This window comes from Bacteroidetes bacterium SB0662_bin_6 (assembly GCA_009839485.1).
In the GTDB taxonomy this organism is placed as follows: Bacteria; Bacteroidota; Rhodothermia; order Rhodothermales; family VXPQ01; genus VXPQ01.
Window position 1 is genome coordinate 1 of the sequence record VXPQ01000002.1, and the last position, 18,413, is coordinate 18,413.

The 18,413-nt window shown below is 57.4% G+C and carries 16 protein-coding genes; 4 read left to right on the forward strand and 12 right to left on the reverse strand.

From position 1 onward, the window contains the following. Positions 1-133: 133 nt before the first annotated feature. From F4Y00_00390 to trpE, 10 genes are all read right to left on the reverse strand, one after another. Positions 134-1,264: a DUF4837 family protein gene (locus tag F4Y00_00390; protein MYE03428.1), complete on the reverse strand. Its 1,131-nt coding sequence runs from the start codon at positions 1,262-1,264 to the stop codon at positions 134-136. An 82-nt stretch (positions 1,265-1,346) separates the two neighbouring features. Further along, a complete protein-coding gene (locus F4Y00_00395) occupies positions 1,347-2,180 on the reverse strand; it encodes a tryptophan synthase subunit alpha (protein ID MYE03429.1) in 834 nt (277 codons plus the stop codon). Between the two features lie 5 nt (positions 2,181-2,185). Then, a complete protein-coding gene (gene trpB / locus F4Y00_00400; GenBank protein MYE03430.1) occupies positions 2,186-3,376 on the reverse strand; it encodes a tryptophan synthase subunit beta in 1,191 nt (396 codons plus the stop codon). A 58-nt stretch (positions 3,377-3,434) separates the two neighbouring features. Continuing rightward, on the reverse strand, positions 3,435-4,124 hold the full coding sequence (locus F4Y00_00405; GenBank protein MYE03431.1) for a phosphoribosylanthranilate isomerase: 690 nt from the start codon (positions 4,122-4,124) through the stop codon (positions 3,435-3,437). Beyond that, on the reverse strand, positions 4,121-4,915 hold the full coding sequence (gene trpC / locus F4Y00_00410) for an indole-3-glycerol phosphate synthase TrpC (protein ID MYE03432.1): 795 nt from the start codon (positions 4,913-4,915) through the stop codon (positions 4,121-4,123). The genes F4Y00_00405 and trpC overlap by 4 nt, the downstream gene beginning before the upstream one ends. Beyond that, positions 4,912-5,946, reverse strand: coding sequence for an anthranilate phosphoribosyltransferase (trpD, locus tag F4Y00_00415; protein MYE03433.1), 1,035 nt, complete (start codon positions 5,944-5,946; stop codon positions 4,912-4,914). Before trpD ends, trpC begins: the two co-directional genes overlap by 4 nt. A 27-nt stretch (positions 5,947-5,973) precedes the next feature. Beyond that, positions 5,974-6,588, reverse strand: a complete 615-nt coding sequence (locus F4Y00_00420; protein ID MYE03434.1) for an aminodeoxychorismate/anthranilate synthase component II — start codon at positions 6,586-6,588, stop codon at positions 5,974-5,976. After that, positions 6,585-7,610, reverse strand: coding sequence for a tryptophan--tRNA ligase (trpS, locus tag F4Y00_00425; protein ID MYE03435.1), 1,026 nt, complete (start codon positions 7,608-7,610; stop codon positions 6,585-6,587). Before trpS ends, F4Y00_00420 begins: the two co-directional genes overlap by 4 nt. A 60-nt stretch (positions 7,611-7,670) precedes the next feature. Beyond that, entirely contained in the window at positions 7,671-8,135 is a 465-nt protein-coding gene (locus F4Y00_00430; GenBank protein MYE03436.1) for a hypothetical protein, read from the reverse strand. Positions 8,136-8,181: 46 nt separating this feature from the next. After that, positions 8,182-9,666, reverse strand: a complete 1,485-nt coding sequence (trpE, locus tag F4Y00_00435) for an anthranilate synthase component I (GenBank protein MYE03437.1) — start codon at positions 9,664-9,666, stop codon at positions 8,182-8,184. Between the two features lie 429 nt (positions 9,667-10,095). Between trpE and F4Y00_00440 the strand changes: the two genes are divergently transcribed. The 3 genes from F4Y00_00440 to tkt all read left to right on the forward strand — a co-directional run bounded on the left by F4Y00_00440 (position 10,096) and on the right by tkt (position 14,238). After that, positions 10,096-10,674, forward strand: a complete 579-nt coding sequence (locus F4Y00_00440) for a hypothetical protein (GenBank protein ID MYE03438.1) — start codon at positions 10,096-10,098, stop codon at positions 10,672-10,674. Between the two features lie 250 nt (positions 10,675-10,924). Beyond that, on the forward strand, positions 10,925-12,220 hold the full coding sequence (locus F4Y00_00445) for a vitamin K epoxide reductase family protein (protein ID MYE03439.1): 1,296 nt from the start codon (positions 10,925-10,927) through the stop codon (positions 12,218-12,220). Next, positions 12,181-14,238: a transketolase gene (gene tkt / locus F4Y00_00450; GenBank protein MYE03440.1), complete on the forward strand. Its 2,058-nt coding sequence runs from the start codon at positions 12,181-12,183 to the stop codon at positions 14,236-14,238. Before F4Y00_00445 ends, tkt begins: the two co-directional genes overlap by 40 nt. Before the next feature lie 39 nt (positions 14,239-14,277). On the opposite strand, the gene F4Y00_00455 is transcribed toward tkt, so the two are convergent. Beyond that, positions 14,278-16,527, reverse strand: coding sequence for a TonB-dependent receptor (locus F4Y00_00455; protein MYE03441.1), 2,250 nt, complete (start codon positions 16,525-16,527; stop codon positions 14,278-14,280). Beyond that, positions 16,524-17,039: a hypothetical protein gene (locus F4Y00_00460; protein ID MYE03442.1), complete on the reverse strand. Its 516-nt coding sequence runs from the start codon at positions 17,037-17,039 to the stop codon at positions 16,524-16,526. The genes F4Y00_00455 and F4Y00_00460 overlap by 4 nt, the downstream gene beginning before the upstream one ends. Before the next feature lie 276 nt (positions 17,040-17,315). On the opposite strand from F4Y00_00460, the gene queA reads away from it, so the two are divergent. Then, on the forward strand, positions 17,316-18,362 hold the full coding sequence (gene queA, locus F4Y00_00465) for a tRNA preQ1(34) S-adenosylmethionine ribosyltransferase-isomerase QueA (GenBank protein MYE03443.1): 1,047 nt from the start codon (positions 17,316-17,318) through the stop codon (positions 18,360-18,362). Positions 18,363-18,413 lie beyond the last annotated feature (51 nt).

Here is an 18,413-nt window from a genome sequence, read left to right on the forward strand (position 1 = left end):
TCGCGGCGCCTGGCCTGGCAGAAAAACAGGCCCCGCAGAGCGCCGCTGCATAGTGTTAACAGGCCCTAGGTGCCGCCAGTCGGGTATGACCGTGCCGGACGACAGAGTATGGGTGTGTCGAATGATCGGCTCGTTATCCTTGGCTTTCTGCAGAAACGTCGCGGGAGCGAAAGGTATAGGCAATGGCTTCCATCTGGCGCAGAAACTCTCTTTTGTTGTATCCCGGGGCAAAAACCATTCCGTCAATCATGTACAGCCGTCCTGTCGGCTGATCATAGAACGTATAGGTTATAAAAGGTCCGCCCATGCCGAATTCCACTTTTTGACCGTTCTCGACACCAACCATATGCCAAAGCCCGCGTGTTTCAAAGCCGTACCGCCCCAGAAAATCGATATTTTTCGTTTCAAGCGGTCGGTTTTCCCGGCGGTCGATCTCGACCCATCCTCCCAGGTTGCCCTGAATGTACTGGCGGGCAAGCGAGTCGCGCGTGTTGTAAATCCATTCCGCAGAAAGCTGCTCGGGGTCGGCGTAGTCAACAAAGTGCACGAAAACGCTCCGCCATGTTTCAGGAAGGATACGCCGGAGCCAGACGAAGTCGCTTGTATCCACAGCAATCAGATAATCGTGCTGTACGTTCACCGCGAAATCATACATTGCCGCCAGTTCCTCCTCGACCTCAAACTGACGTCCCCGATCAAACATTTCTTCGGTAAGCCGTCGCCGGGCGGCTCTGTTGAAGTCGCGGGAAACCCCATCCGACTCACTGTAGATCGCGTCAATGACATCTTCCTTGTTCTCGCCGGTGATGTAGTAGACCTGCTGATCCCGCCGGAAGATGTTTTCACGCGATACAGCGACTCCGCCTTCCTCGCGGATGACCTGCTGAGCGGTCGAATCAAATACGTTCCGGATGTATGCTGCTTCGTTGGTCGAATCACTGAATGCCGCCACGAAAATCACATTTTTTCGCCGGCGCGCCGCCTCGAGGTCTCCTTCCGTTTCAAGAGGTGCATGCCGTAATTCGAACTGTCTTTCGGGGGCGGGCAGCGTGCTGATGAATTGCCCGACGGTTTCACGCAGAGCTTCTCCGACGGCGCCGTTCCAATCCATGGAATCGGCGACCACGAGGATTTCGGTGTCCAGCCCAACGGCCCTCGGACGAAAATCGGTTTCGCCGCTGCAGCCGGCGAAGACAAAAAGACCTGCTGAAAGGAGAGCGATTTTAGTACAGAATCGCGCGATTCTCCTCGGGGAACATATCATAACCTGTTGAGGAAGATGGTCCGGAAAAGAAAAAGGCCCAACTAATAACGTCTGTGATCGGTTTCGGTTGCCGTGCAAAACGCTACGTGTTTTTCTCCTGTACTGCCTGGTTGCCGTCTTTCAGAGTACGTACGAAGCGGCAGATTTCTTCATAGTGTGTTTTGGTGGGCTTCGAACCGGCATCCCACAGCGTTTCCACCTTTTCGATCAGCGCCGACCCGACAATGAACCCGTCGGTATGGCGGCTCAATCGTACCGCATCCTCATGGGTTCGAATGCCGAATCCGGCCAGCAAGGGGTTTTCACGCACCATGTCGCGCGCCCGCTTCAGGTATGCTTCCACATGCTCTATGGCGCCGAGCCCCGAGCCGGTCAATCCCGTGATGGATACCGCATATACGAACCCCGTCGCAGCGTTATCGATCTCCCGAATGCGGTCATCGGGAGTGTTGGGGGCAATCAGGAGCACCGCCGCCAGTCCGGCGGCTGCAGCCTCGCCTGCAAAGGGAAGATGTTCTTCAAGGGGTACGTCCGCGAGAATCAATCCCTCGATTCCGGCGGTACGCGCGTCTCTGCAAAATGCGGAAATACCGTATTGGCGGATCGGATTGGCGTATCCCATCAGGAGCAGGGGAGTGTTGCTTTCCGCGCAGAAAGCGGTAGCCGTCCTGAACGTATCCTTCATGCGGACACCGCCTTTCAGGGCTCGTTCGCTCGAGCGCTGGATAGGTAACCCCTCTGCAAGCGGATCGCTGAAAGGCATGCCAAGCTCGATGAAATCGGCGCCGCCCTGATCCATCGCGCGCAGAATCGGGAGTGTGCTTTCGGGATCGGGAAAGCCACTGGTCATAAACAGTCCCATGGCCTTCTCACGACGTTGTACGCAGGCCGCCAACCTTTCCTGAAGTCGCTGCATGGTTTTCAGAGGTGCTTTGCGATCGTACCCATATCCTTGTCGCCGCGCCCGGAGCAATTGACAACCACTACCTCATTGCGCGCCATTCCGCGTATCCCATCCGGCAGCCAGCCTATCGCATGTGCGGTCTCCAGCGCCGGAATGATCCCTTCCGTTTTCGACAGCAGTTTTACCCCCTCGATGGCCTGTGCATCCGTTGCGGATGCGTAATGTACGCGGCCCGTATCCCGCAGCCAGGCATGTTCCGGCCCTACCCCCGGGTAGTCCAGTCCCGCCGAAATGGAGTGCGCGAGTTGCACCTGTCCTTCCTCGTCTTGCAACAAATAACTCATGGTTCCATGCAGGATGCCCGGCGAGCCTTGTGTCAGTGTGGCCGCATGTCGTCCGTTCAGTCCTTCTCCTGCAGCCTCCACGCCATATAGTCGTACGTGCGTATCCCGCAGGAAGGCATAAAAAAGTCCGATCGCATTCGAGCCTCCGCCCACGCAGGCTACCACTGCATCCGGTGTGGGGCGCCCCTCCATTTCATCCAATTGCCGTCGGGTTTCGTCCCCGATAACCCGGTGAAAATCACGAACCATCATCGGATAGGGATGCGGGCCTACGACCGAACCGATGATATAGAACGTGTCATGTACGTTGGTTACCCAATCCCGAATGGCTTCGTTGGTGGCGTCTTTCAGGGTACGGCTACCGCTGGATACGGGGCGTACATCGGCGCCGAGCAGCTGCATGCGCAGCACATTCAGGTGCTGCCGCTCGACATCTTCTTCGCCCATGTAGACGATGCACTGCAGGCCGAATCGTGCACAAACGGTGGCGGTGGCCACGCCATGCTGTCCCGCGCCTGTCTCTGCGATGATGCGCGTTTTCCCCATAAGGCGCGCCAGCAATATCTGCCCTATCGTATTGTTGATCTTGTGGGCTCCCGTGTGGCACAGATCTTCCCGTTTCAGATAAATTTTTGGTCCGCCGAGCGCTGCGGTAAGCCGTTTGCAAAAGGTCAGCGGCGTGGGACGCCCGGCATAGTCTGCGAGCATTGCATTGAGTTCCTGCCGGAAAGCCGGGTTTTTGCGGGCGGCTCCGTATGCTTCACGGAGTTCCTCGATGGCAGGGATAAGCGTTTCGGGCACAAACACGCCGCCGTACAACCCGAAATGCCCGCGTTCGTCGGGGAGGGGATGCGTTTTTTCCATAATGAGTACGGTTCTGTTTGCGCCGTATGGCGATGCGTGCTGCCGCGCAGCACATGGATCATCCGGTCTCGAGTTCAGAATGTACCGACCGGAATGCCTGCATAAAGGCGTCAATTCTGGAGAAATCCTTTTCCCCGGGAGCCGATTCGAGGCCACTTGACACATCCACGGCGAATGGACGGAGCGTACGGATCGCCTCGGCCACATTGCCCGCATGGATGCCCCCCGCCAGAAAAATGCCGGGGCTTCCCGAGCGGGTGGGCTGTTCAACCGGCTCGCGAGCGCCTCCTGCAGGAGGGCTCGCCACACGCCAGTCGAAAGTCCGGCCGCTGCCGCCGTACATCTTGTCGCTGTACGCATCCAGCAGGAAATGCGCGGCCACGTCCTCATATGTCCGCATCAGGCGATATAACCCGTCGGAGGTCATGTCCGGAGCGATGCGAAACGCTTTGATGACAGGGTATTCGATGTCCATTATATCGGACACAGATTCCTTGCCATGGAGCTGCACCAAAGCGAAGCCGGCTTTTTCGGCGGTCCGGTTGACTACGTCGGCAGGGGTGTTCACGAACACGCCCACCGGCTGCGGTCCATGGATCCATTCAGCGATGTCCCGCACGCGCTCCGGCGTGATATAGCGCGGGCTGCCGGGATACTGTATGAATCCAAGGTAATCGGCGCCTGCGGCGGCGGCATACCGGGCATCCTCCAGCCGGGTTATGCCGCATATTTTGAGTTTGGTCGTCATGCTTTGATTCTTTCCGCTTCGCTCCGGAGTCTTGTCAATGCATTCCCTGGCCGTTCGGACCGCATGAAGGTCTCACCAATCAGAAAGGCATCGATTCCGCGTTCGTGTAAAAATCGCAGTTCCGCTCCCGACGTAAGGCCGCTTTCCGACACGCGCACCACGTGTTCCGGAACGTCCGCAAATACCCGAAGGGAGTGTTCGATATCCACTTCGAAGGTGCGCAGGTCACGGTTATTCACGCCTACGATGCGGGTCTCGTCAAAATCGAGGCGGTCCAGTTCAGTCGGTTCGTACACCTCTACCAGTGCATCGAGCTCCAGTTCATGTGCTGCCTGCAAAAGGTCCCGAAGGTGCGTTTTGTGAAGTACGGCGGCAATGAGCAGTACCGCATCCGCACCGTAAGCCCTCGCTTCGATGAGTTGATAGGTGTCGATAATAAAGTCTTTTCTTAATAGAGGAACAGAAATGGATTGACGGACAACGGAAAGATCGTCGAGCGAACCCTGAAAATGATGAGGCTCGGTCAGAACGGAAACAGCAACGGCGCCGCCTCCCTCGTATTCCCGGGCAATCTCGACCGGTCGAAAGGAATCCCGGATCACACCGCCTGATGGCGAAGCTTTTTTGATCTCGGCGATAATAGAGGGTCCGTTTTTCCGTAGCGCATCTTCCAGAGAACGGCGATCCCGGTCGAAGCCCGCCATGGCTTCAAGCCGTCCCGTCGGCGCTACAGCTTTCCGTGTGGCCACGACTTCTTGCGTGTCCTCTACGATACGGTCGAGAATAGTCATGGGGCGGGTGCGTTGTGCGAAGCATGAGCCAGCCGCTCGAGCGTGTTCTGCGCCTTTCCCGAATCAATGCTTTCTTCCGCAGCGCTGCGGCAGGCGGCAAGGTGCTCGAATTTTCCTGAAACCGACAGGGCATGGGCTGCATTGAGCACGACGACATCGCGGCATGGCCCTGGCTCGCCTGCAAGGATCGCCCGCACGATGCGCGCATTCTCGTCACTGCCGCCGCCTGCAAGCGCATTCCGGGAGCAGCGGGTGAAACCAAGATCTTCGGGACGCAAGAGGCGCTCCACAGGACCGGTCGTCGCAGGGGTATCCTCCCGCACTTCGAAAGCCCCCGTTTCGTCCGCCAGCGATATCTCGTCCAGTCCATCCCGCGCATGCACGGCGAGCACATGCCGGGCGCCGAGGCGCTCGAGAATGGCGGCCATGACCTTCGCCGTTTGCTCATCGAAAGCACCGGTCAGCTGGCGGCGTACCCCGGCAGGGTTGCACAAAGGGCCCAGAATATTGAAGAAGGTGCGTACGCCCAGTTTCCTGCGCACCGGCATTACATGCTTCATCGCGGGGTGGAAGAACGGAGCGAACAGGAACGCCATGCCTGCCTTCTCAAAACAGTATTCGACGCCTTCCTTGCCCAGCGCCGTTTTTACACCGAGTGCTTCCAGCACATCCGCCGAGCCGCATTTCGAGGAAACGGACCGGTTTCCATGTTTGGCTACGGTAACCCCGGCGCCTGCACACACGATAGCAGCGACGGTAGAGATATTGAACGTGTCCGCGCCGTCTCCACCCGTGCCGCACAGGTCGATGGCGTCCGGATCACCGGTTTCTACCGGGACGGCGAATTCGCGCATGACCTTCGTAAAGGCGACGAGTTCGTCCAGCGATTCCCCGCGCGCCCTGAGACCCACCAGAAAAGCGGCTGTGCACTCGGGTTCCGATGCGCCCTCCATTAACAGGCGCATTGCTTTCTCGGCCTCTTCGCTTTGCAGCGTATCTCCGCCGGTCAGAATGTTCAGGTATTTTTGCATGGTTACGCGTGAAAGAGCCGGATCGGGTCAGGAAATTGCCGCCGGGGTCCCCGTTGTACTATCTACGGTGCTGCCCAGCACCTCTTCCAGCCAGTTGTTGACGATCCGGGGCCCTTCTTTCGTCAGCACGCTTTCCGGGTGAAACTGGATGCCTTCAACCGGATGCTCCCGGTGCCGCAGGCCCATGACGACGCCGTCTTTCGTTTCCGCCGATATATCCAGGCAGGCAGGTACGCTGGCACGGTCCACCACGAGAGAATGATACCGCGTGGCCGTGAATGGATTGCTGACGTTCCGGAACACGCCGTGGCCGTCGTGCGCTATTTCGCTCGTTTTTCCATGCATCAGCGTGGGGGCATAGCCGATGCGTCCACCGTATACCTCGCCGATCGCCTGGTGCCCGAGGCATACGCCGAGGATCGGCACCGAGGCCCCCAATGCGCTTACGAGTTCTTCCGTCACGCCTGCATCGGCAGGACGTCCCGGTCCCGGCGAAATGAGGATACCTCTCGGCGCCAGGTCACGGACAGCGTCCACATCGAGTACGTCGTTTCGCACCACCTCGAGGTCGCTCGTGCGGCGCCCCACAAGGTGTACGAGGTTGTACGTGAACGAATCATAGTTGTCGATGACGAGAATCATGGCGCTGTCTTATAGGTGGTAATCAGTCCAACGCGCTCTCGTACGCGTTCCATGTATTCACCGGCCCGTTCCCGGGCCTTGCGACCCCCTTCGCGCAATATGTCGAACACATCGTCCGGACGCCGGGCCAGTTCCTTGCGTCGGATACGCGCTTCCGCAAAATGCTCGTCGATAAGGGTGAGCAATTCCTTTTTCGCATGCCCGTATCCGAATCCTCCCGCACGGTAGGCCTCTGCAATACGTTCCCGCGTTTCCTCGTCGGCGAACAGCCGGATGAGCATAAACACATTGTCGCGCTCCGGATCTTTCGGCGCTTCGAGCGGCGTCGAATCGGTCACGATACTCATCACTTTTTTCTTCAGGGCCTTTCCTTCTTCGAAGATGCCAATCGCGTTTTCGTAACTCTTGGACATTTTCCGGCCGTCCAGCCCGGGCACGACCGCCACGTCGGAAAGGATGTAGGGTTCGGGTACGGGAAAGACCGGATCGTCCTCCGGGCAATACGTACGATTGAACCGTTCCGCCAGGACCCGCGTCATTTCGATATGTTGTTTCTGATCCGCACCCACCGGCACCAGCGTGCCCCCGTAGATCAGGATGTCCGCGGCCTGCAGCACGGGATAGGTAAACAGACCCGCATTTGCAGGTAGACCCTGAGCCACCTTGTCCTTGTAGGCCACCCCTTTCTCCAGTTGGGATACCGTGGCCAGGTTGTTGAAAATCCATGCCAGTTCGGTGACTTCCGGCACGTCACTCTGCATGAAGAGGCATGCGGCCCGAGGGTTGAATCCAAGGGCGAGGTAGTCGAGCGCTACATCCAGGGTATAGCGCCTCAGTTTGTCCCGGTCCCGGAGCGTCGTCAGTGTGTGGTAGTTGACTATAAAGTAGTATGCCTCATGTTTTTCATGAAGCTGGATGTGTTGCCGGAGCGCCCCGAAATAATTCCCGAGATGCAATGCTCCCGACGGTTGAATGCCGGAAACGATCACTTCGTGGTCTTTGCGGAGAGCAGGGGAGGGCATGGATGTATCGATACGTTCGGAAGACATGGGCGGAAAGGTACCAAAGGTTGGCTGAAGAGATCAGCGATGCTGCAAGACCAGTTTTCGCACGTACTCCAGCCGGACACGGGTGTTTTTCAGGACCACCTCGAGGATGGCCCGTGTGCGCATCTGGTGTTCCATGTCAAGTTCGGCATGGAGCAGTTTCTCGAAGTCGCGCTCCATATTTCTGAGCTCGGTCACGATGTCGCTGTCACATTTTCCGAGGTCAAAATCCTCCGGTTCCATCTCTGTGCCGTTGAACGGTACGCCTCCCGCACTGAGTACCACTTCACTCAGTTTTCCTACATCCATGCGGGCGGTCCTTTGGAGGGTGGACAATTGTTCGGCAGCATCCCGGTCTTCAAGGGCCCGCACCGCATATTCATGCGAATGATTCAGTGCGCAATGAGAACGGATGACGGGGTTCAACCGTCCGGCGGTTTCTTCGCGAGAGAGGGTTTTCCCCGCCCAGCCCTTGTTCAGCAAAAGGTCTTTTATTCTCATGACACAAGGCAAATAGCCAGTGATACAGATATACGATGCACGGCGTTCACAGCAATCCCTCGGAGGCAAGAAGGATCGCTTCTTTCAGCGCGCGCGCTTTGTTGACCGTTTCCTCGAATTCGCTGGCCGGCCTGCTGTCTGCGACCAGACCGCATCCTGCCTGCACGTAGACCCGATCTTTTTGAACGAGCATGGTTCGGATGGCGATGCAGGTGTCCATGTTACCCGAATAATCCACATGGCCGACCGCGCCGGCATAGGCGCCTCTTGCGGACGGTTCGAGTTCGTCAATGATTTCCATGGCGCGCACCTTGGGCGCTCCACTTACGGTGCCCGCCGGGAAACAGGCCGCGAGGACATCCATCGCTCCTTTTCTGCGATCCAGTTCGCCGGATACCGATGACACGATATGCATGACATGTGAATACCGTTCCACATATGCGTACCTGTCTACTTTGACGGAACCGTGCCGGCAGACCCGTCCCAGGTCGTTCCGGCCAAGGTCCACAAGCATCAGGTGTTCGGCACGCTCCTTGGGATCGGCGAGCAGATCTGCCTCGAGTCGCCGGTCTTCTTCTTCCGTGGCGCCCCGGGGCCGTGTGCCTGCGATGGGCAACACCTCCACCGTGTCGCCCTCGATACGTACAAGCACTTCGGGGGAGGAGCCGATCAGCGAAAAATCGTCGAAATCGAGGTAGAACAGGTACGGGGACGGATTCACCTGCCGCAGCGCGCGATACAGGTTGATGCGATCCCCCTCGTACGGCATGGAGAAACGTTGCGACAGCACGGCCTGGAAGATATCTCCCTCGTAGATATATCGCTTGACCTTTTCAACAGCCTTTTCGAACTCTGTTCGCTCGAAATTGGAGTCCATATTTTCCTGCGTAATCCGTATGGATTCCGGTTTTGACGGGACGGCTTCCGAGAGCTCCGCCTCCAGGGCGTCGATGCGTCCGGATGCTTTGAACCAGGCTTCGGCAGGATCGTCCCCCTCATCTACGAATGCGCAGGAGATCAGAACGAGTTGGCGCTTTACGTGATCGAAGGCGACCAGCGTATCGTAAAAACACCAGATGGCGTCCGGAATGTGCAGGTCATCCTGCGGCGCATTGGGCAGGCGTTCCACGAGGCGTACTGTGTCGTAGCCAAGATATCCCACCGCGCCGGTTGCAATCTTGGGGAGGTCACTTGTTCGGACTTCCGTATACCGGTCCATTTCCCGTTGCATCACCTCGAAAATATTTCCCTCCGGTTCGCGGACGGTTCCATTGGCGTCTTCGGTGATCGTACGCGGACCAAAAGCGCGCACAATGCGGAACGGGTTTTTTCCGAGGAATGAGTAGCGTGCCAGATTCTCGCCGCCTTCGACGCTTTCCAGCAGAAAACAATACCGGCTTCCTTCGCGGAATGTGAGGAAAGCCGAGACGGGCGTCACAAGGTCGGCGCTGAGGCGCCGGCAGATCGGCACGACCAGATTGCCCTTGTCCCGATGGGCGTCAATAAGGCGTATGAAATCTTCAAGCAGCATGGTTTGCAAATAAAAATCCACAAAAAAACCCACTGTTCACAGGGGAACAGTGGGGGTGCGGCCCGCCGCACTACTACATGGCGGCAATTATGGCGTACACGCAAGGCGGATCCCACTGTCCGGCGACCTGCGCCACCAGCCGCCGGCATGAGTGTGGATGCTGCTATGTACACATTGTTCAGTCATAATCGCCCAAGATATACCTTGAACCAGTGAAAAGCAAGGACTGTGGGATATTGTGGAAAGAGATGTTATTTTGCGCAATTACAGGGTACTCCACTACAAGAACGGTCGCGTAGGCACGGCCGCATTATTCTTCATTTTATGAGTAGCACCAAACGCTCCGGCGGATTCGGAACCTCTTTCCTGCACCTCCTCGGACTTAAGCATGTTGGCCTGATGCAAACACCGGCAGAACGGGAAACCTGTGTGAAAGCATTCGAGATAGAGGCAGAGGCGCACAGAACATTCGTCCGTTTTTATGAAGCGGATGAAAAAATCCAGTTAGCGGATGCAACTGCGACTTTCAATTGGAGACGGGTAGCGGGCGACCCCCTTCCTGAGAGACCTGAATTGGCGGAATTCGAGCTGGGCAAGAGAGGATATGCGGAGAGGGATAAAATGCAGATAGATGCCTCGAAGAGCGCAGAAGCGTGCGAGCAGGAGGCTGAGAAGTACAGGGAAAACAAGAGCACCTTCAAGCTGGCGCGATCTCAAGGAACATTGCGGAAGCAGGCGCAAAAAAAGGTCCGGACCCTTCGGTCCAGAGCAGCAAATCTCCGAAAAATGTCTGTTGTAGCCACCGCAGATGTCGAAGATCAGGAGAAGCAACTGCGTATAGCGGTCGAAAGGATCCAGTCATCTTCTTCAGGCGACTGGGAAGAAGTGGCGGCAAGCCTTCGTCTTGCAATAGAAGAGAAAAAACGGTATATCCCGACCGTTAATGCCGCAGCAGAGGCTTATGAGGCCGCGATGCACGCCTGGGATGCGGTCCGGAAGCTGAAGTAACCAGCGGTTGCGCGCGTGGATGGAGGAGCAGGGCGATGAAGGCCTTGCCGCCGAATTGCAGGTTCCCGACCGCCAGGTGTCGGGGCGCTGCATGATGTTGCAGCGTCCGTGCAATTTCCTGCAAAATCCCGGCACGATACGGTTTTATCTTTGTGTTTCGCCGGGATCATAACCGGGTGCGGCGTGGTTTTTCATTTCTGCATCCGTCGAGTCCATAAATTCCGCGAATGCCTTCTCTATAGCGCGTTCCATGCACCGTTATCTGTATCGTTTCGATTCCTGGCGCGCCCCGCTCGACCGCACGGTGTATGGCCTTTCCCTCGTCGGCATACTGGATGCGGCGCACATAGCGGTTCAGAAGCAAAGCGGATTCGGACAAGGCTGTACGGGGTTCTCTTCCTCGGCGTTTACCGGTTCCCTTTTCGATTGTGCTGCCGTAACCGGCAGCGAGGCCGGCGTTTTTCTGGGTGTACCCAATGCAATATGGGGCTTGCTGTTCTACGCGGCGGTAGCGCTCCTTACGGTTGCGGCCGTCTGGAATTTCAGAGAGAAGCGAGCCCTGTACAAGGCAGTCCGTACGGTGCTTGTAACAGGCGGGTTGGCTTACACAGCCTATCTTGTATATTACCAGGTGGCCGTGCTGGAACAGCTCTGCATTCTTTGTCTCGTTTCCGCAGGTATTGTCGTCCTGCTTGCCATCTTGCATGGCATTGATGTAACATTATCTCCTGTTTCGACTACCGAACCTTCCAGTAACATGATTCCTAAACCCCTGCGAGAAATAGCCTGGATGGGTGCGCTTCTCCTGCTTGCGGGAATACTTATAGCAGCAGATGCCATGTATTTCAGCAATTCCGAACCGGAACTTCCCGATGTGTTTGCCGCCGAAGCAGAGATGGAAGCGGCTTCTTCTCCGGAGGCTCTTCTGCCGGTGCCTGCAGAGGAAGAAATCCCCTTGGCGGTTGTGCCGGACCGGACGCCGGCCGAATGTCCATACGATCCGGAGAAAGAACCGGTGGAGGATTTTCGGCGCCTTATCAACCTTTTCGACCCGACCGTAGGGGAAGCGGACGCCCCGGTTACGGTGATCGAATATTTCGATCCCAATTGCTATCACTGCAAGACCTTTCATGACGTGATCACGCCTGTGGTGCGGTCTCATGCCGACCGCGCACTCTTCGTGTTCAAGCCGTTTGTGTTGTGGAATTATTCCATTGTGCAGTCGGAAGCGCTGTATGCGGCTACCCGGGAAAAGAAATTTTTCCCGATGCTTGAAGCGCAGTACGAAATGCAGAATCCGGGGACGGGCCTGTCGCTGGAGCAATTGCGTGAGATTGCCGAACGGATCGAGATGAATCCGGATGTGCTCATGCAGCGTTTGGAAAGCCGGCTTTATCGCCGCACGCTGGAGCAGCAAAGAACCGAGGCGATCGAGATCGGCGTGAACCAAACGCCCACGGTTCTGATCAACGGACGTTTCGTCGCCGCTGAATCCCATACCGTCGAATGTCTGCAAAGCATGATCGAGGAGGCCGCCGCCCAGTGAGTACTTCGTCTCTATCATCGGCTTCCGCAAGCGAAGGCCTTTCCCGCCTTTCGATCGACACCCTGCGTTTTCTCGCCGTGGATGCCGTGCAAGCGGCTCGCAGCGGACACCCTGGTATGCCTATGGGGGCAGCCCCCATGGCGTATGTGCTTTGGAAGCGCCACATGAAGCATAGTCCCGCACATCCGGACTGGTTCGACCGGGACCGGTTCGTGCTCTCCGCCGGACATGGTTCCATGCTTCTTTACGGGATGCTGCACCTCACCGGCTATGCCATGCCGATGGAAGAGATTAAACAATTTCGGCAGTGGGGAAGCATCACGCCGGGTCACCCGGAAAACTTTCTTGCAGAGGGCGTTGAGACGACGACCGGCCCGCTGGGTCAGGGGTTCGCGAATGCCGTAGGTATGGCTATAGCCGAAAAGCACCTTGCCGCGCGTTTCAACGAGCCCGGCTTTGAGATCGTTGACCATTTCACGTATGGTATATGCTCGGATGGGGATCTTATGGAGGGCGTTTCGCATGAAGCGGCGTCGATGGCCGGACACCTTGGCCTGGGCAAACTCATTTTTCTGTACGACGACAATGGCATTTCCATTGACGGTAGTACGGAACTCGCATTTACTGAAAACGTATCGCAACGCTTCGAAGCGTATGGGTGGCATGTGGACCGGGTCGCCGATGGAAACGATCTGGCGGCCATCGATCAGGCGTTGCACAGAGCACGCGCCGAGACGGACCGCCCGTCACTGATTGCCGTGCGCACCGTGATCGGGTACGGCAGCCCCAACAAGGCAGGATCCGCTTCTTCGCATGGATCGCCGTTGGGGGAAGAGGAGGTCGTGCTTACCAAGCGTTCTCTCGGATGGCCTGAGGATAAAACATTTTTTGTGCCGGATGAGGTCTATGCGCACATGCGGGATGCGTCGTTGGAAGCCGGGCATGCTGCCTATGCTGCGTGGGAAGATCGGCTTGCCGCTTATCGGGATCGCCATCCCGGGCAGGCGGAGATATTCGATGCATGGCGCAACGGCTCTCCGGAGGAAGGGTGGGCAACGCGTGTGGAGACTCCTGAGGTAGGGGCCGTACAGGCCACGCGGGCTGCAAGTGGAAAGGCCCTGAATGAGTTGGCTCCTTCCGTGCCGTTTCTCATCGGCGGTTCCGCCGACCTCACCCCCTCTAACAATACGGCAGTGAAGGATCGTGAGGATTTCCAGAAGACATCGCCGATGGGCGGTTACCTGCGTTTTGGGGTCAGAGAGCACGCTATGGCGTCGGCCTGTAACGGGATTGCATTGCATGGCGCCGTACGGCCGTATTGCGCAACGTTTCTGATATTCAGCGACTACATGCGGCCCGCCGTGCGCCTGAGCGCACTCATGGAGTTGCCTGTCCTCTACATTTTTACCCATGATTCCATCGGTCTCGGAGAGGATGGCCCGACGCATCAACCCGTAGAACATATTATGTCTCTGCGGGCCATGCCCAACCTGACAGTGATTCGTCCCGCCGACGCCGCCGAGACAGCTGCGGCCTGGAAACTGGCTGTTGAGTGGAAGCACGGTCCCCTCGCATTGATCCTTACCCGGCAGGGGTTGCCGGTGCTTGAAGGGACTGGCGAGGGGCTCCGTCGAGGCGCCTATGTCGTGGTTGCTTGCGAGGGAACGCCTGACATCGTGCTGATCGGAACGGGAAGTGAGGTGCAGCACGCGGTGGCGGCGGCAGCGATGCTCCGGGAGACGGGGGTAGCGGTGCAGGTGGTCAGCATGCCTTCGTGGGAACTCTTCGAGCGACAACCGGCGGCATACCGGGAAGAGGTGCTCCCCCGTGCGGTTCGCAAACGTCTTGCAGTGGAAGCTGGTGTGACGACAGGCTGGGAACGCTATGTAGGCCTTGAAGGGGCCGCGATCGGGATGACAGGGTTCGGGGCGTCCGCGCCGGGCGGCGTAACCATGCAGAAATTCGGCTTCACCGCCGAAAATGTGCTGGCCCGGGCCCAGGCGCTGCTTGCGGAATGAGGAAATAACGTTTCCTTCGCGATACGCCGCCGACCGGCGTCACATCCGGGTCGAGATTTGCAGCAAGGCGTGTCTTGGGGCGCCGAGAAGCGCAGGCCGCGAGAGGTAGTGGTAATTGAGTGCATTTCGGACATGCAGCGTGACCCGGATCCTGCGCCAGGATGAGCCGATTCGCACATCCATGACCTGAATGGGACTGCTCAATTCTGCATCGGCAATGAACCGGGCAAAGTCGGAATCGACCCGTTCCGGAGCGGACGCCAGCCGCAGATCCGCGCCGGATTCAATCGGCCCGACCGTTAAGGTAGCCCCGGTCTTGAGGAGATGGGCTGAGCGAAATGCAAGCGATTCTTTTGTTTCGAGGTCCTGCGCATCGAGATACGTGTAACCCGCATGCAGTGAGGCGCGCCCGGGCAGTATGTGCGCACGCAATTCCAGCTCGCCGCCTCCGATACGTGCTCTCGTGAAATTTGTGAAGCGGAAAGCGCGTTCTTCCGGCGTAAACTTCGGTTCGATGATTTCCCGGTACTGACTCAGAAACAGGGCCGCATCGATAGTGAATAGCGGTGCACCGCCAAACAAGGGCTGCCCCCGTATTCCGATCTCGTAGCTCCGGCTGATTTCGGGCTTGAGGTCCGGATTCGATACGATAGGCAGGTGGTCACTGCTTTCGACGAATCGTTCCAGCACACTGGGCGCTCTGAATCCTTCGCCGTAGGCAAGCCGGGCGGTCCACGACGATCCTATACTGATCGTTGCGCTGGTGCGCGGACTGAGCTTGTGCAGGGTTTCGCCCTGCCGGATGCGGTACGTATCGAAGCGCAGGCCGCCAGTGATTTTGATCCGCCCGATTTCTTCTTCCCATTGCGTGAACGCCGCCACTTCGGGTTGGCTGCGGGGCGCGTTGTCACCGGTAAAACTTGAATTCGTGAAGTTGGCGTCACCAGAGATGCCGGCAATGATATATCGTCCCGGAGCCGGTTCGTAGTCGAGTTGCACCTCGCCGCCGTACCTGAACCCGATCGTTCCTTTCGATAGCGGCTTCGGCTTTTTCTCGTCGTCGAGCGGCTGGATAAATATGCCGAACAGGCGTGCTTTTGCCTGAAGAAGTATGCTGGTGGAGAGCGCGTTCGTATATGCCGGCATCAGGCTGACGTGCTGCGTTCGATTATCGGTTGTTCCTGACGAGGAGATGGAACTGCCGAGGTTGGTACTGCCCGGATTCAGTGCATCGCGGGCGCCATTCCAGTAGATGAAGGTGTCACTCGTTTTTCGGTTGACTCCCGCGAGGATATTTACATGGGAATCGGGGGAAGTGCGCCAGGTGAATTTGGAGAACCCCTGCAGGCTTCGGGAACTGTTCATATTCAGGTGGCTTGCATCGTACCGGTAGGTCAGGCTGGTCCATAAGCCCGTATTCGAGCTTAAGGGGCGGGCATGGTTGATTGCGATGCCGCCCAGTGGCCTGGGTTTCTTTGACGCCTCCCACTGCCGGCGCCATATAGCGTGGTGTGCTGGTTGGTACGCTCCTCCGTAGGTTTCAACAAACGTTTCGGGTTTGGAAGGGTATGTTTTCGTGAGGATGTGAATGATTCCGCCAAGCGCCCCACCCCCGTATAGTGCCGAGCCGGGTCCCTTGAGTACCTCGATCCGCTCTATTTGATGTATCGGGATCAGTTCAAACGGAATACGTTCCGCGTCGGGACTCAACATGGGCATGCCGTCCACGAGCAGCAGGATCCGGCTTCCCGTGTTGTATGAGAATCCCGACGAACCCCGGATATTCACCTCGTTGCCGGTCAGTTGTACGCCGGGGACGTATTGCAGCGCGTCGTCCAGCGCCAGTACGTTGCGGACTATCAGATCGTCGGCGGTGAGCACGCTTACGCTGGCGGGGATATTCCTGGCGTCTGCAGTGCGGCGCGTGGTGGTGACGACGATTTCCCGGGACTCTATCGCGATGGGCTCGAGGACGAAATCGACAAGAATCGTTTCGTCCGCCATCACCTCGATTTGCCGGATTTCCGTCGCGAATCCTATGCTGGAGGCTTGTATGCGGTAAGCTCCGGCCGGCACTGCCTGGATACGGTATGTTCCGTCTGTCGCTGTGGCGTCTCCATACGTCGTTTCGAGGAGCACGACATTAACGCCCGGCAAGGAATCGCCCTCGGCGCCGGTCACGCGGCCGGCCACGGCGCCATCCTGTGCCCTGACCGCATTCGTTCCGGCCAGTATCCACAACATGCACAGGCAGACTGCGACGCTCCAGCATGTTTTAAGGATGTTCATTGGATTTCAATCTCAGGCGGAGGGAATGGAGGCGGATTGAGGAAATCGGCCGATACGGAGACCCGGGTGGTTTCCCCGGGAGAGATGACGAAGATACCCCCACCTTCTTCCACAAGGCCGATGGGTCGCCAGGCGAACAGATCAGGGCTGTATTTGTGGGCAACCCCGGAGTAGGGGTAAACCCCCGTTCTGACACTGTCGAGCATCACGGTTTGCCGCTCCACATGAAACTGCAGACGCTCGCTGAAAATAAGCCGGTTGAGTTGCAGAAAGTCGGCAGTATCTTTTGGAACGAACCGCAGGGCCACGAACAGCAGTTCGTAAATCTCCTCGGTGGGGGGCCAGGTTTCGGGGTGATTTTCGTAGGTGATGTCTACGACGAGGGTGCCGGTCAGGGGATCTTCGGGTGGGGTAAAACCCTGGTCGCAGGCGGCAAGAAAGACGGCGAGCGCCAGTACCGCAGGGAGCAGCGTGGTGAGACAGGGGAGCAGGTATGACGTGCGTCGGAACACGGCCGGAAAGAAAACGGGAGAGCGCACAAACAAAGAAATAACAGTGCCGCAAAGGGGCAATGCGGACCTTGCCAAAATATCAAAAACATCATTATTGAGTGAAGGATACTCTGATTAATTCCACTTCGATCAGCGCTTCATGTTCGTGCGTACAGGATATCATAACGATGTCGTTGAAATCAGCGGATGTACAACGCACCCGTGCTGCGTTGGAAACACCACGCCCGTTCGGGCGTTTGGGGCGCGTTCCCGTTCCTTCCTGTATGTACATCCCGTATGAAGCTATCGGATTTCAAGTACAATTATCCCAGGGAGCACATAGCAAAGTACCCTGCCGAACCGCGCGATGCGGCTCGCCTCATGGTGCTTGATCGTACAAACAGGACGGTCCAGCACCGGCATATCAGTGATCTCCCGCAGTACTTCAGGGAAGGCGACGTCGTTGTTGTAAACGACACGAAGGTTTTCCCGGCTCGTCTGTACGGGAACAAGGAAAAGACAGGAGCGAAAATCGAGGTGTTCCTGCTTCGGGAGTTGAACCCCGAAAGCAGGTTGTGGGATGTCATTGTCGATCCCGCACGGAAGATTCGCATCGGCAACAAGTTGTATTTCAACGGGGGGCTGATTGCCGAAGTGATTGACAATACGACCTCGCGGGGGCGAACCATCCGCTTTGTATTCGAGGGGACAAACCGGGATCTCTATGCAAAGATAGACGAAATCGGACAGACCCCTTTGCCGCCTTACGTGAAGCGCGATGTCGAGGATCGGGATCGGGATCGCTATCAGACCATTTTTGCGGAGAACCGGGGAGCGGTCGCTGTTCCTTCGGCGGGGCTGCATTTTACCCCGGAGTTGATCGAAACGCTGCGTGCGCAAGGGGTCAGGATCGTACCCACTACGCTGCATGTCGGACTGGGCACCTTTCGTCCGGTTGAAGTGGAAGATCTGACCAAGCACCGGATGGATTCGGAGCGCTTTCTGATCTCGGAGGAAACCGCCGGCGCTGTGAACGAGGCGCTGTTGTCCGCGGACAATACGGTAACGGCGGTCGGTACGACCGTAGTTCGGGCTATTGAGTCGAGTCTTTCCGCTTCGTACTTGTGCAAGGCCGGCAGCGGATGGACCGATAAATTCATCTGCCCGCCCTATAAATTCAGAATTACTGAGCGGTTGCTCACGAACTTTCACCAACCTGGAAGTACGCTTCTCATGCTCACAGCGGCATTTGCCGGCTATGATTTTATCATGGAATCCTACCGGCTTGCGATAGAAGAGAAGTATCGCCTGTTCTCCTTTGGAGACGCCATGCTCATATTGTGATCCGGCGCGTCGCCTGTGTTTTAGCGGTGAGCCGGCACATATCTGTCTGTG